This window comes from Neorhizobium sp. P12A (genome assembly GCF_008365395.1).
Lineage (GTDB): Bacteria > Pseudomonadota > Alphaproteobacteria > Rhizobiales > Rhizobiaceae > Rhizobium.
In genome coordinates, this window is record NZ_QOVX01000009.1 from 56,997 (window position 1) to 70,636 (window position 13,640).

The window sequence follows — 13,640 nt, forward strand, 5'->3', positions numbered from 1 at the left end:
ACCCAGCCTAGCCTCCCTCGCAGGCTGGAGACCAGTTGCGGATAGGGTTCGGTTGCGCCGGCGAAAATCCGGGGCGACACTTTATCGATCCCACCAAGAGACCGACGATGCAATCATACGCAGAACTCTTTGTTTCAATCCCCGCTGCAGTCAAACCTATCGTGTTCAACAATGGAGCCGTCAGATGATGCTCGGCTTCAAGATAGAGAACCATCCTCAGCAAACTGCCAAACGGGGAGCAAAGGATACCGTCGACGAGCGGATAACGCCGCAATGGCTTTTCGACGCCATGGACGCAAGATTCCATTTCACCCTTGATGCGGCCGCCAACTCCGCGAATACGAAGTGCGAGCGGTTCTACGACATCGCGATGGATGGACTCGCTCAGCCGTGGGCGCCGAACTCTGTCTGGTGCAATCCACCATACAGTAATATTGCCGCTTGGGTTGAAAAGGCTTGGTGCGAACACCGTCTGGGAGCGACGGTGGTTATGCTCCTGCCCGCAAACCGGACGGAGCAAAGGTGGTGGCAGGATCACATCGAACCCTTCAGGGACGGGAAAGGGCCACTGCGCACCGAATTCTACGCCCGCCGGATCAACTTCGGCGTGCCAGGCAATGAAGCGGCCAAATTCAATAGCTCGCCGCCGTTTGGGATTGTCGCGGTGATTTTCGAACACGCCCCGAACTAGCCCGATAATGTGAATGACGCCCGCGTCCGCAGCCGTACGTCAAGCACGCTGCGGACGGTGCCTCCCAAAGAAAGCAATAGCCTTCAAGAAAACTAAACTCGTAGCGCGGGCTTCGGCTCGCGCCACTCATCGATCATTCCAAGATGGCCTTTGCGCCTCATTGATCACGAGCATACATCCGGCCTGACGGGATTGCCGAGGCGGTTGTCGTGGTGGTTCCATTGCGATTGGCATTGGTTGTAGAGATAGTTTTCATCGTCGTGGAAGCGGCCGGAAAAGTGGTCTCGACCAGCAAACCCGCCGCTGCGGCCTGCCTCTCCGCTCACCTGGCTGCTCATGGCAGCTCCTCCTCGATGCCCGCCTCCCTCGTGACCTCCACCGTGACCGCCCTGGGCAAATGCGGGTGTTATCGTTGCGATAGAAGTGACTGCAAGCGACAGAGTGATCAAACTCGTTGCGGCGATCTTACGAAGCATTGACATGGTAGTTTTCCTTGAAAGTGACTGTGTGTAGCCACCCTATGTATCTGTGCATCAATTCGGGCAGCCGCCTGCCACATTGCACCGCTTCTGTTCACTTCTGTTCACGTCTGATCGCGGGAAATATATCGCCGGGTGATCGGCCGGGATCGGAGGGCTCCTGTCGGGCTACTCCAACATCGCTTCGCGTCCACCTGGCGCGCCAGCAGCCTACCATAGAGCGCGTGCAGCATAGGTGGACGAAGGCGGGAGCCCCTGGGGGACGAGAGTTCTATTGAGAATAAGCTTGCTTTAGAACAAAAAGAGAACATTGATTTTCGGAGGGAATTATGAGCGACATCGAACGGACGGCTCTTTCGCGTGCGCCTACCCTCATCGCGAGGAAGTGCCACTGCGGAGACTGGGCTGGCTTCGGGTTCACGAAGGGCGATCGCGACGACTGGTGGTGCTGGAAGCACTACCCCTACAAGACGTCCGCTCGGCTAGAGGCCGCGGAGATCGCGGCCGAACTTGGCGTCAAAGCGGCTTGAAGGCTCCAGGCAGCTGCCGATGAGCTGTCAGCTCGCACTATTCGACGTGCTGGATGGCCTTTTGCGAACGAGTTGTCGACAAGGAGCTCGTCTGGAGCCTGAGGCGCGATTGCAAAGAACTTTCGTGCCTTCGCTAGTCCGTCGGGGTTCAACTCCCGGGCCGAAGACTCTCCGACACGATCTGCGCCTTGACCTCATCAGGCCAATTCCGATGAAGCTCACGTCCAGGCATCCTGGTTGTGAGAACCTCCACTGTAGTCTCCATGGAGAAACGCCCGTTGCTCGTCCATGGTGAGGCGATCACAGATCAGTGCGGCGATGACAACGTGGGAGCGGAACATCAGTTACTTAAGGAGTGCCCGGCATCGCGACTATCACAAGGTCACGTATGAACGGGTCGGGCAGCCGTGACGCACGGCTGTCAGAGTGCACAGACGTGCAAAACGAGACACCGTAAGATTACATGCCGAGGTGCTTCCGAACTGGATTTGAGGAGTTCACTATCCTTCCACGAATTTGTACGCAGTGCCTCTTGGCTCAACGTAGCCGACGCCAGGGTACGTCCAATGGTAGCCCAGCATTCGCAATCTATCGTTCGCTGCCCTGTCGAGCAGCGACGCCCTGTTCGCCAGGGCAATCTCGGGCTCGGTGTCAAAGCCGAAGTGCCATCGTGGATTTTCAAACGAGACTATGTTGCTTGGAATGATATCCCCTGCGATGAGCAACCCGCCGTTGCCCACAAGCTCGAGAGATATGTGACCGGGCGTATGTCCGCGCGTGGCGATGACCGCCATGCCGGACACGATCTCGTCTCCCGCCCTCACCATCGTCAGCCTGTCCTTGACCGCACCGAGGTCGCGCTGTGCCCCACGGGCAAATTCGTGCAACCCGTCTTGCATCTTCGTTTCAAAGTCGGGATCCGTCCAAAAGCTCCATTCCATTTCGGAAATGTAGTAATGGGCATTCGGGAAAACGGGGGACCCGTCGGCGTTTGTGATCCCGCCCGAATGGTCCGGATGAGCGTGCGTGAGGACGACTTTGGTGACAGAATTCGGATCCAGTCCAATTGCGATTAGATTATCGATTAGCCTTCCATCGGTGGGTTGGAAATTCATACCTGCCCCGACATCCACGAGGATGATGTCGGCTTCCGTCCGAATGAGGGGAATGTTTGTCTGCAAGGGAGCGCCTTCCCCGTTGCCTCCAAGTCGCCCAAGCAGCTTTCTCCGCTCTTCAGCGCTGCCGTCTGGCATGAGGATGTCCGGCGGCAAAGTGATGTACCCATCGCTCAGCACTGTAATTTCGAAGCGACCATGCGTGAGTTTGTGGAATCCGTGTGCCAACACGCCGGGAGGAAGTTCAGTGTTCTTAAGGGATGCCATAGTGAATTCCTCTCTCTTCGCCACCGCAGTGTGCGACTTCCTCGACGAAGATTCGAGTTTTTTCTCGTGAGTTCTTGTTAAACGGAGACTCGCGCGCTCCGTACATGGAGATCTCTTTTCGCAGAAGCTAATCCCGGGGGACGCCCGAAGGGTTAGGCGCAGGACCCACGGTGAATGTGAAGACGCATCCCGTCGGCTCGTTAGGAGCTACCGCGATTTGCCCGCCGTGGGCGTCCAATATCGTTCGACAGATCGACAAGCCGATCCCCAGCCCCGAAGGCTTCGTCGTGAAAAACGCGTCGAAGACATGCCCCATCAGAGTCCTGTCGATTCCCGGCCCGCTATCTGCGATGGAAACGGAGATTTTTCCGTCTATCCGGGAAGACCGTATCGTCAAAACTCGAGGCTGTTCGTCCGACGCCTTCATCGCCTCGGTAGCATTCAGTATCAAGTTGAGGACGACCTGCTGCAACTGAACGCGGTCTCCCACCGTGGACCCCGTGGTTTCAGACAGATCGGTTTCGAGCGCCACACCGCAACGCTGCAACTCGCCTCGCGTGAGCTCGATGACACGCTCTATCGTCTCATTCACATCAACCTCTTCCATTGTTAGGGAAGATTTCTTAGCCAGGGCCCGGATGCTGGTGATCACATCACCCGCCCGGTGCCCATCGCGGATGATGCGTTCCGCCGTCTCACGCGCTTCGGCGACGTCGAGTTGGTCCTCGCTCAGCCACCTCAGGCAGGCAGCCGCATTCGTGACAATCGCCATCAGCGGCTGGTTCACCTCGTGCGCAATCGATGCAGTCAGCTCGCCTAATGCCGCGAGCCGACCCGCTCTGGCAAGTATATGTTGCGCCTCCTCCAGACGCTTCAAATCATCGATATCGGTGCCGGTCCCGATCCACTTCACGATCGCACCACTCTGGTCCCTTATGGGCGCGACGCGCAGTAGAAAAGACCGGGCGACACCGTCGTGACGCAGGAGCCGGGCTTCCTTCTCACCGCTGATTCCGATCCTCAGCAATCTGTGCCACTCATCCAGGACCGCGTGTCTGTCTTCCGGGTGAATTGAACGATCCCAAGCCCCCTCCCTCGCTTGCTCCGGAGGAATGGCAGTGTAGTCGTGCCATCGCTTGTTAAAGTTGGCTGACGTTCCGTCAGCCCGTGTGTTCCACGCCAAGGCAGGCATCATGTCGTACGACAGTCGGAGTTCCTCGGCGGTCGTCCGCGCCATCTCGTGAGCCTGTCGAGCTTCGCGATACAGTTCGGCATTCTCTAAGGAGATTGCAGCCTGCGACGAGAGCACCCGCAGCACCGCGACCTGGTTATGAGTGAAAAGATGGGATGACAGGTCGTTTTCTAGGTAGAGGATCCCGACGAGCTGCCTTTTCCGTGTCAGCGGCAAGCACAGGACGGACATTGAAGTGGCGCGCCTAAAATACTCGTCCTCGCGAAAGAGATCGGCGCTGCCTGCAGCGTCCAAAATCACCACTTCCTGGGTATGCGTCACGTAGCTGAGGATGGTGTGCGGTAACGCAGCGGTTTCGTCAACGTTTTGCGAAACCGTGATCCCGTTCTGGCCGGTGGTTGCCTCGGCAACTGGTTTCATCTGGCCGTCTCTTGAGAGCATAAGAGTGCCCCGGACCGCCCCCGAATGCTCGATTACCGCAACCATGAGGCGTTCGATGAGTTGCTCCAGGACGATTTCGCCAGAAACCGCCTGGGACATTGCGACGACAGCGGCAACGTCTGGATACTGTATTTCCGGGGTGCGGTCTCGGGCCGCCATTCGGCCGAAGATATCCGGGTTCTCTGCCTGCAAAGCACGGACCTTTCCCTCTGCGCCCCATTCCAGGTAGAGTTCATGGGCTCGCTTCAGGTGTGTCCCCGCCCCAGTGGCGAGTCCTTGCTGGACGCAGAGGCGCCATGCGCGCTCGTTCGCCATTGCTTCATTCTGCACGAAACCGCCGTTGCTGGCGGACTTGATGGCCTTATCATAGGTGCGGAGCGCCTCCAGGTCCCTGCCCTCCAGCCGGGCCAGTTCAGCGTCAATCATGAGCAGGCGTGAATCGAAGTTTTCGGGACAGCTCTCGGCCCAGGCGCGAATATGCGACCTGTGCTCTCGAATCTGCGCAAGCTGATGGTCCCGTGCGTGTCGGGGCGCCCTGTCAGTGGCGGCCGCGCGCGCCAACGCTCCATAGAAGTGGTACTCCGCCATCTCGATGAAAGATCTGGCATCGCGAAGGCCGCCTGCACGTTCGACTGCTTGAATGGCGGCCTCGTAATCGCCCGCGATGTAGCTGCTCTGTATGCGCTGTATCCAGTGCCAGGCAAGAGGCAGCGCGAGCCGCTCGCCGGCTCCGGCAAGGTAGGTCTCGAAAACAGCCGTCTCTGGAACAACAGGTTTCGATGCATCGATTGTAGCACTTCCGCGGAGGTCGCGGATCAGGGTCAACTGCCCCGTGGCTGTGTCTGCCGCGAGCGCGAAGCCAGTCTTCCGCGCCGCCTCCAGAAAGCGGTACGCTTCCTTCTCGACAGTCGCGATGGGCGCTCCACAGATAAGCAGATGCGACACGAGAGTCTGTCCGGAGGTCACGCTGAAAATGAGGTCGCCTGACGAAGCACCCGTTTCGATCGCTTTGCGGAGATAGCGCTGGGACGTCGAAAGGTGCGCCGTCCAGGGAACGACGAAGCAGGCATAACAGGAGTAGACGCGCGTCTGGAATCTCCTCAGCCCGTGAAGATCCATCAAGGCAAGTCCGAGGCGTCCGTACTTTCCACCGGAATCATAGTCACCGAAGCGGAGGCCCATCGGAATCATGAGGGAAACATATGCGTAGCAGGATGCGTCGCAGTTTCCATGCTCGAGGCTGAAAACGGCGATCTTCATGTAAATGAGGTCCTCGAGATTTCTGTCGGTAAGGATGGCAGGCAGGATCGTGCATGCAAGGACGTCCATCGCGGCCAGCCATGCAGGGTCCGTCATTAGCGGCAGCTCTTGAAGAAGTTCGATGCTGCGGTTACCCATCCGATCGCGCAGTTCCTGAAGTCCGACCGTGACCTCGTTGTCCGTCGGATGCGGCGACCAGTGAACTCCGAAGTTCCGCATATAGGCCAAGGCGACTTCGACAGCCTTCCCTTGGTCCCCCAGGGTCACGTAGAGCGACGACCTGAGCTTCACAACAGCGGCAACATCTATTGGATTGGCAGCGCGGGCAGCGAGTTCGACCAGGTGCTGGTCGGCGATCGCATGTCCCCCGGTGAGGTATTCGCATTCGGCACGATGGAGCCCGAGATCGAACATGAGTGCGTACTTGTCCTCCCAGCGTTCGTCCTCGATGAGCGCCAGACCGATCGAGAAGTACTTGAGAGCCGATTGATAAGCGACGGAGACCTTTGCTCTCTTTCCCGCCTCGAGATAGAGCTCAGCGACCTGCTCTCGCTCATCCGATGTTCGGAGAAGTTCAACGCCCCGCGTCATGTGATCTGCGACTTCAAAAATTCGCTCGCGAAGCACGTTGGGTTCAAGTCTCGCAAGGAGGAGGCGGGCGATCCTCAGGTGGATTTGCGGCCGTTCATCCTCCTGGACCAGGTTGTAGGCGGCTTCCTGGATCCGATCGTGCGCAAACAGATAAGTGTCGTTGACGCGCACCAGCAGCCTGTCATCGACCGCCTGCCAGAGGACCGCCGTGATACGTCTGCGCTGCTTTCCGGCAACGACGCCGAGTACGTCCATTGATGCACTGCTGCCGAGGCAGGCCAGCAGCCTCACCGTCTCGAGAGCTTCAGAAGGGAGGCGGTTCAGTTTCGATGTTACAAGATCCGCTACGTTGTCAGTCACGCGAGCCGACGATATCCCCTGCGTACTCCACGTCCACCCGCCCGCGCCGACGTCGTAGGTCAGAAGGCCCTCGTCCTCAAGGGATGAGAGAAACTGCAGAACGAAAAGCGGGTTTCCCTCCGTTTTCTCAAGCAGGAGTTCTGCAAGCTCTCCAACATCGCCCACCGCCGAACGGAGTGTGTCCGCAAGCAGATCGACGATCGCGCTCAACGGCAGCGGCTCCAACCGGATTTCCGCGACTCGCGTTCCTCCTTTCAGCATTGCCTCCCGGCACAGGTCGAATGGATGTCCCGGCAAGACTTCGTTATCACGGTAAGCGAATATGATCAGCAGATCGGAAACATCGGGATCCCTAATGATGCCTTCGACAAGCTCGATTGTGGCGGCATCCAGCCATTGGACGTCATCGATGAACAAGGCCAATGGCCGACGCGGCCGAGCAAACACCGTTAGAAGCCGACGGAAGACCACGTTGAACCGGTCCTTCACCTCGTGGGGTTGGAGCTCCGGTGAGGGTGGCTGAACTCCTACCACGAGGAGAAGCTCGGGTATCAAGTTAATCATGATCTGGCCGTTGCGGCCGAGCGCTTCAAGCAGCTCCGTTCGCCATCGGTTCAGCGTGTCGTCGTCCGTGCTAAGTATTTGCCTGACGAGGCCCCGGAATGCCTCCGCGATGGTGGCGTAAGGAATGTCTCGCGTATACTGGTCGAACTTGCCGAACGCAAACATGACACCCGAACCGCCGGCGCCAAGACGCATTTTGTGAACCAGCGACGACTTTCCCACTCCGGCCGGTCCCGAGATCAATAAGATCTCCTTCAGTCCACTCGACCGTACGCGCTCAATGGCTGCGGTCAGTGTCGCTATCTGCGAGGATCTACCGTACAGGCTGTTAGGCAATCTCAGACGATCAGGCGCGTCGCCAGCGGAGATTTCGGATCCACCGAGACTGCCCTCCCTAGTTAGGATCCCCTGACAGCGTTTCAGGTCGGCTTCGAGACCCGCGGCGCTTTGATAGCGGTCATCTGGATTCTTGGCCAAAAGACGGGTCACTATTGCCTCGATGGCACTGGGGATCTCGTCGTGCCACTGTGCCATTGGAATTGGCAATCGCGCCAGATGCGAGTGAACCCATTCCGTCTCCCCGCTTGCCAGGAAAGGCATGCCCCCGGTGAGCATCTCGTAGAATACGACGCCGAGCGCGTAGAGGTCGCTACGCGCATCGACAGGTCTGTTTATTCGGCCGGAACACTCAGGAGCGCTGTATGGCTGTGAATCGAGGTCTATGGGAAGAGCCTCGACGGACCCAATGGCGTCATGTTGTGCCTTTGCTGAACGTCCAAATCCCCAAAGCCAGACGTCATCGTTTGCTCCGATAAGTAGGCTCGCTGGCTTGATATCGCGATGAACCAGACCTCGGCCGTGCGCTTTCTTGAGAGCTGCCGCCGCATTTGCCGCTATCGTGAGAAACCTCTCGATGTTTAAGGGCTCACCGAGAAAGCTTGCAAGGGGCGTCCCCCCAGGATCGTGAAGTAGCAAGATGGCCTTGCCCTCCGAACGATCCATCGAGATCGGTTTGGCCGCCCACTCGACATCGAGCAGATGAGCCATCGCCAGCTCACACTCCAGGCGGTGGAGACCATCCCTGGCTGTGCGCCCAAAAGCGTCAACGATCAAAATCGGCTCGCTACCGCTGCCGTCCTTTACCCCTCGGTAGAGTATGGTTGACGCGTTCTCGTAGAGGCGTTCCGCGCGGTAGCGGGACATGTCCATCGCCATGCTCCCATCGGCACTAGTCTGGCGCCGTGCCGCGATCAAATCATTTCACCGACGTGCACGCAAACGATATTGGTGATGCTCAGATCTGGGCGGAACCTCCATCCGCGAAGAGCTCGCATCCGTTGACGAAGCTGCTCTCGTCCGAAGCTAGGAAAAGCGCAGCGTTGGCGATCTCCCGTGGATCTCCCATGCGACCCAGCGGAATGCCCGCCAGCGTTAGCTTTATCATCTCCTTCTTCATCTCCTCCGATGTCGCCAGGTCATGCCAGCCGGGCGTCGACGTGGCGCCGGGGGCGAGAACGTTCACTCTGATGCGGCGCGGAGCGAGGTCAAGTATCCAGTTCCGGGCGAAACTCCGGATCGCCGCCTTCGTTGCACCGTAAACACTGAAGGCGGGGATGCCTGTGGAAGCGGCGGTGGATCCCGTAAGGATGACCGAGCCTCCGTCCTTCAGCAGTGGCAGGGCCTTCTGCACCGTGAAAAGCGTGCCCTTCACATTGATGTCGAAGGTACGATCGTAGTGCTCCTCCGATATCGAGCCGAGTGGCGCGAACTCCCCGCCGCCCGCGTTGGCGAAGACGACATCCAGATGGCCTGCCTCAGCCTTCACGACCTCATAGAGGCGATTAAGGTCCTCGAGGCGGGCGATGTCGCCCGGGATACCCCTAGCGTTCCGGCCGACCTCACGGACAGCTTCATCGAGCTGCTCCTTGCGTCGCCCGGTCATGAACACCCGAGCGCCTTCCTCTGCGAAGCGCTTGGCCGAGGCAAGACCGATGCCGCTGTTCGCTCCGGTGACGACGGCTACCTTTCCTTCAAGTCGCATGTCCATCTCCTTTGGCCGTTAAAAGGCACCATGATGACACCGTACCGCGGACATTTCAGCGTAGCTAACAAGTTGGAGAGAGAGGTTGTAAGTTCTTGTGAGAGGGGGACCGGGAGGCCGACGGACTCCCGGTGGGTCGCGTCAGGCCTTGATGAACGCCAAAATGTCCGGATTCAGGACGTCTGGATGAACGGACAGCATTCCGTGAGGGAATCCGTCATAGAGCTTCAGGGCGCCGTGCTTCAGGAGCTTCACCGAAAGCTCTGCGGCGTCCCTGTAGGGGACGATTTGGTCGTCGGTCCCGTGGATCACGTAAACCGGGACATCGATTTTCTTCAGGTCTTCGGTGAAGTCCGTTTCCGAAAAGGCCTTGACGCATTCGTAGTGCGCGTTCGCAGCGCCCATCATACCCTGGCGCCACCAGTTGTCGATCAGGCCTTGGGAGATCTTCGCGCCTGGGCGGTTGAATCCATAAAAAGGCCCCGTCGGAACATCGATGTAGAACTGCGCGCGGTTCTCGGCCAGCGCCTGGCGTAAGCCGTCGAATACATCGATGGGCAGGCCACCTGGGTTCTTGTCGGACTTCAGCATGACCGGCGGGACCGCTCCGGCAATGACTGCCTTTGCTACCCGTCCCGGTTTCGCACGGGCGACATAGTGCACGACCTCGCCGCCGCCTGTCGAATGGCCGATGTGCACGGCGTTCTTGAGATCCAGTGCTTCGACGACCTCGGCCACGTCGGCCGCATAGGTGTCCATCTCGTGCCCGGTCCGGCTTTGAGAGGATCGGCCGTGCCCCCGACGGTCGTGCGCAATGACCCGGAATCCTTCCCCAAGGAAGAAGAGCATCTGGTTGTCCCAGTCGTCGCCGCTCAGCGGCCAGCCGTGGTGAAACACGATCGGCTGCCCATCCTTCGGACCCCAGTCCTTGTAGAAGATTTCGGTCCCGTCCTTCACTTTCACCGTACCCATGAACTTGTCCTCCGTTCGGGCTTGTTTAACGTTGGCGGCAGAAGCCGAGGGCCCGACTGCGAGCGCGAATGCCGCAGTCGATCCCGCCACTAAGGCGTCTCGTCGTGTGAGTGGAAAAATCGATCCGAATGTCATTGCGCGAGCCTCCTATTCGCGACGTTGGAAAACGGCCGCTCTGTACCGAACGCATTGATTGTCACGTTTCGAAAATTGGCGGTCTTTCGAAAACGTACGACTGAGCGGCCGCTCATGCTAGGTATCCGCCATTCACATCGAGAACGGAACCGGTGACGTAGCTGGCGGCGGGGCTTGCAAGGAAGACGATTCCCGCAGCAACTTCCTCTACAGTCGCGATCCGTCCTAACGCATGCAGATCCAGGATTCCCGCAGGCAGCTTCTCTTCCGATCCGGCTAGCATGTCCGTCGCCATGATGCCTGCCTGGACGACGTTGACGGTGATCTTCCGCGGCCCGAGATCCCGTGCGACGCCCTTCGAGTAGCCGATCAACGCGGCCTTGGAGCCTGCGTAATCAGCTGTTCCCGGAAATCCTGCGCGTGTCCCGACGCCGGAGCCCACGGAAACGATTCGGCCGCCGTCGGGAAGCACTCTCGACGCCGCGCGGATGTTGGCCACGACGCCGGCGACGTTTATCGCCCATTGGCGGTCCATCGCGGCCTCGTCGATTTCCGGATCATCTATCCGGCGGCCCTGCCAGGCGACGGCCGCATTATTGACGAGGATGTCCAGTTTGCCGAGCCGCTCGATGACCGCTGCAACTAACGTTTTCGCCGTCGAAGGGTCGCCCTGATCCGACTTTATCGCGACACTCTGACGTCCGCGTTTGTTGATTTCGGCGACCACGGCTTTGGCTCGCTCGGTCGATTTCTCATAACTGATCGCTACGTCCGCACCCTCATCGGCAAACGCGAGGGCCACGGCCGCGCCGAGACCTCTTGAGCCGCCAGTCAGTGCGACTTTGCCGTTGAGAGAGATGCCCATTGCGTTTCTCCTCGTTGCTGAACTGCTCAGATGATGCTTTTATTCCTCAGTCCTTGTCGGACACGCGCCGCAAACGGCATCGGCGATCGAACGCTGAATCTCGTCGAAGCGGGCGGCAGCCTCCGCCTTAACTCCCAAAGCCTCAAAGTCTTCAGCCAGCGCCCGGAACGCGATCGCGGATCTGTTGCCGGGCAGTTCCCGCACAAGTATCCGCAGCGGCAGATCAAGCGCGGCAAGCGGCGTGCCGACCATCACTGGGGTTCCGCCCCTTGGATTTCCGTAGATCACGACCCTTGTAGGTGGCATCGACAGACCGTTCTTTGTCGCTGCGTCCGCATGATCAATCACGGTGAACACGGTCATCCCGGCCGTCGCAATAGCGCTCAGGACAGCTTCGAGCGTTTCGCCAAATGAACGTGTCGTCCGGTGTTCGATGGGCCTCAACATTTCCTCCTCAATCTCCGCTCGTTTCATCTCTCGTTGACAGTCGCCCTTCTTCGGCCTTGTAGAAGAACTGGCTGGCGACCAGCCATCCCTTTAAGGGGTGCAAAGGCGGTATGCATGTGAGGATCAAGAACGGCGCCGTTACGAAAATCTGAGTCCATATCGGTGCCTCGTCGGCGACCGCGAGCCATACGGAAAGCAACACCGTGGGCACGCAAGCAATGCAGACGACGAAGAAAGCGGGGCCGTCGGCTGGATCCGCGAACGAGTAGTCTAGCCCGCATTCCTTCGCATTCCTTCGCCTCCCTTCTTAAACTGACAAAGCCGTCGAAGAGATGGCCCCGACCACATCGCGAACAGAGACCGCGAACACCCGTTCTCAGTGGTGACAGCGGCAGGTATGCATCTTCTTCCATAACAGTCTTCTCCGCTGACCAAGCTCAGCAAGTGCACCGAGGCGCGCGAAAAGAACGGAGCATCTCCATCTTCAAAATACTGGATCCCATCCGGCGGTCAGCTTCGAGGTACTTCTCAAAACCCGAAGTGACTGAGACCCCAGTGCCCGTCGGGCCTCCTGCCGAGGGGCCACGTAAAAGCTCGATCGTCGGGTTTGATGGGATGCTCGTTGATGCTGGCGTGCCGATATTTCATCAGACCATCCGCATCGAACTCCCAATTCTCGTTGCCGTACGCTCGGAACCAGTTACCGCTGTCGTCGTGGAACTCATATGCGAACCGCACGGCGATGCGATTTCCGCTAAACGCCCACAGCTCCTTGATGAGCCGATAATCAAGCTCCCTCGCCCACTTGCGCGCAAGGAAAGCCTCGATCGCCTGGCGGCCGACCACGAACTCGGCGCGGTTTCGCCAGCGACTGTCGATGCTATAGGCCAGAGCAACCTTTGACGGTTCGCGGGTATTCCAGCCGTCTTCTGCAAGCCGCACCTTCTCGATCGCGGACTGGAGCTTGAAGGGAGGCAAGGGCGGTCGGGTCATGCCTGAATCCTTTCGATCAAATTCTAGCGGCCCCTGGGCGAGGTTCGGACTTCAAAGCAATAATCTCCGCCTCCAATTGCTTGATCCGCGTGTCCCTGCTTTCAATTGCTTTCAGTACCTCATCCGCCTCGAAACGAAGCGGAATGTGTTGTGCGCAGTTGGCGTCCCAAGCCTCGACGTTGAAGAGGATTACCTGTTCCGGCCTGGCCTGATACCCATTCGGCATCAACTGATCGAGCAGTTCCGCGTCCCCTTCAACCACACTCGCAGTGCCCCAAATCTTCACCCGCGATCGGCTGCCGTAGTCAATCAGAAAGAGCTGTGCTTTGTCGTTGTCTACGAGGTTGCCCTGCGTTATGTACTGGCGGTTTCCGACGTAGTCGACGAAGCCCAACGTCTTCTCGTTGACCACCCGGAGGAAGCCCGGCGGGCCGCCGCGGTGCTGGATGTATGGCTGGCAGTCCCTGTTCGCGGTCGCAATGAAGATACTGATCTGCTTTTCGATGAAGTCCTTCAGCTCGGGTGTGATGGCCGTCGCCCAGCCTCCGCGTTCCTCAACGCGGGCGTAGGATCGGCGCGAACCTTTCCTCGTCTGGATTTCCTTTACCGACGGCGAGAATGCGACATCGCTGGAATAGTGCTCTGTGGTATCCACGACGCTCTAGCCTTCTGTTTGCTGTCGGGAATGCGCCGCCGG

The 13,640-nt window shown here is 58.8% G+C and carries 11 protein-coding genes and 1 pseudogene; 2 read left to right on the plus strand and 10 right to left on the minus strand.

Annotated features, from left to right (window positions below; translation table 11 throughout):
- Positions 1-184 precede the first annotated feature (184 nt).
- Entirely contained in the window at positions 185-691 is a 507-nt protein-coding gene (locus DTW90_RS22745; protein WP_149341161.1) for a DNA N-6-adenine-methyltransferase, read from the plus strand.
- Between the two features lie 164 nt (positions 692-855).
- Here the strand turns inward: DTW90_RS22745 and DTW90_RS22750 are convergent, their stop codons facing one another.
- Entirely contained in the window at positions 856-1,173 is a 318-nt protein-coding gene (locus DTW90_RS22750) for a hypothetical protein (RefSeq protein ID WP_149341163.1), read from the minus strand.
- A gap of 326 nt (positions 1,174-1,499) precedes the next feature.
- On the opposite strand from DTW90_RS22750, the gene DTW90_RS22755 reads away from it, so the two are divergent.
- Entirely contained in the window at positions 1,500-1,700 is a 201-nt protein-coding gene (locus DTW90_RS22755) for a hypothetical protein (protein ID WP_149341164.1), read from the plus strand.
- Between the two features lie 500 nt (positions 1,701-2,200).
- Here the strand turns inward: DTW90_RS22755 and DTW90_RS22760 are convergent, their stop codons facing one another.
- The 9 genes and pseudogenes from DTW90_RS22760 to DTW90_RS22800 form a co-directional block, all read right to left on the minus strand.
- Positions 2,201-3,082, minus strand: a complete 882-nt coding sequence (locus tag DTW90_RS22760; protein ID WP_149341166.1) for an MBL fold metallo-hydrolase — start codon at positions 3,080-3,082, stop codon at positions 2,201-2,203.
- 127 nt (positions 3,083-3,209) lie between these two features.
- Positions 3,210-8,699: an AAA family ATPase gene (locus DTW90_RS22765; protein ID WP_149341168.1), complete on the minus strand. Its 5,490-nt coding sequence runs from the start codon at positions 8,697-8,699 to the stop codon at positions 3,210-3,212.
- An 85-nt stretch (positions 8,700-8,784) separates the two neighbouring features.
- Positions 8,785-9,537 (minus strand): glucose 1-dehydrogenase, encoded by a 753-nt coding sequence (locus tag DTW90_RS22770; protein ID WP_210251427.1) that lies wholly within the window; start codon positions 9,535-9,537, stop codon positions 8,785-8,787.
- Between the two features lie 135 nt (positions 9,538-9,672).
- Complete coding sequence (locus DTW90_RS22775; protein WP_149341172.1) at positions 9,673-10,503, minus strand: alpha/beta hydrolase; 831 nt, start codon at positions 10,501-10,503, stop codon at positions 9,673-9,675.
- Between the two features lie 247 nt (positions 10,504-10,750).
- Entirely contained in the window at positions 10,751-11,503 is a 753-nt protein-coding gene (locus DTW90_RS22780; RefSeq protein WP_149341173.1) for an SDR family oxidoreductase, read from the minus strand.
- Positions 11,504-11,542: 39 nt separating this feature from the next.
- Positions 11,543-11,950, minus strand: a complete 408-nt coding sequence (locus tag DTW90_RS22785) for a DUF302 domain-containing protein (protein WP_149341175.1) — start codon at positions 11,948-11,950, stop codon at positions 11,543-11,545.
- A 7-nt stretch (positions 11,951-11,957) separates the two neighbouring features.
- Positions 11,958-12,363: pseudogene (locus DTW90_RS22790) on the minus strand (DUF983 domain-containing protein).
- Positions 12,364-12,478: 115 nt separating this feature from the next.
- Positions 12,479-12,943, minus strand: coding sequence for a nuclear transport factor 2 family protein (locus tag DTW90_RS22795; RefSeq protein ID WP_149341177.1), 465 nt, complete (start codon positions 12,941-12,943; stop codon positions 12,479-12,481).
- A 16-nt stretch (positions 12,944-12,959) separates the two neighbouring features.
- Positions 12,960-13,598 carry a pyridoxamine 5'-phosphate oxidase family protein gene (locus DTW90_RS22800; RefSeq protein WP_149341178.1) on the minus strand — a complete coding sequence of 213 codons (639 nt, stop codon included), beginning with the start codon at positions 13,596-13,598 and terminating at the stop codon, positions 12,960-12,962.
- Positions 13,599-13,640 lie beyond the last annotated feature (42 nt).

Excerpts from the sequence above, each read along its gene's own strand:
- DTW90_RS22745 (WP_149341161.1), top strand. The coding sequence starts at position 185 with ATGATGCTCGGCTTCAAGATAGAGAACCATCCTCAGCAAACTGCCAAA.
- DTW90_RS22750 (WP_149341163.1), bottom strand. The coding sequence starts at position 1,173 with ATGTCAATGCTTCGTAAGATCGCCGCAACGAGTTTGATCACTCTGTCG.
- DTW90_RS22755 (WP_149341164.1), top strand. The coding sequence starts at position 1,500 with ATGAGCGACATCGAACGGACGGCTCTTTCGCGTGCGCCTACCCTCATC.
- DTW90_RS22760 (WP_149341166.1), bottom strand. The coding sequence starts at position 3,082 with ATGGCATCCCTTAAGAACACTGAACTTCCTCCCGGCGTGTTGGCACAC.
- DTW90_RS22765 (WP_149341168.1), bottom strand. The coding sequence starts at position 8,699 with ATGGACATGTCCCGCTACCGCGCGGAACGCCTCTACGAGAACGCGTCA.
- DTW90_RS22770 (WP_210251427.1), bottom strand. The coding sequence starts at position 9,537 with ATGGACATGCGACTTGAAGGAAAGGTAGCCGTCGTCACCGGAGCGAAC.
- DTW90_RS22775 (WP_149341172.1), bottom strand. The coding sequence starts at position 10,503 with ATGGGTACGGTGAAAGTGAAGGACGGGACCGAAATCTTCTACAAGGAC.
- DTW90_RS22780 (WP_149341173.1), bottom strand. The coding sequence starts at position 11,503 with ATGGGCATCTCTCTCAACGGCAAAGTCGCACTGACTGGCGGCTCAAGA.
- DTW90_RS22785 (WP_149341175.1), bottom strand. The coding sequence starts at position 11,950 with ATGTTGAGGCCCATCGAACACCGGACGACACGTTCATTTGGCGAAACG.
- DTW90_RS22795 (WP_149341177.1), bottom strand. The coding sequence starts at position 12,943 with ATGACCCGACCGCCCTTGCCTCCCTTCAAGCTCCAGTCCGCGATCGAG.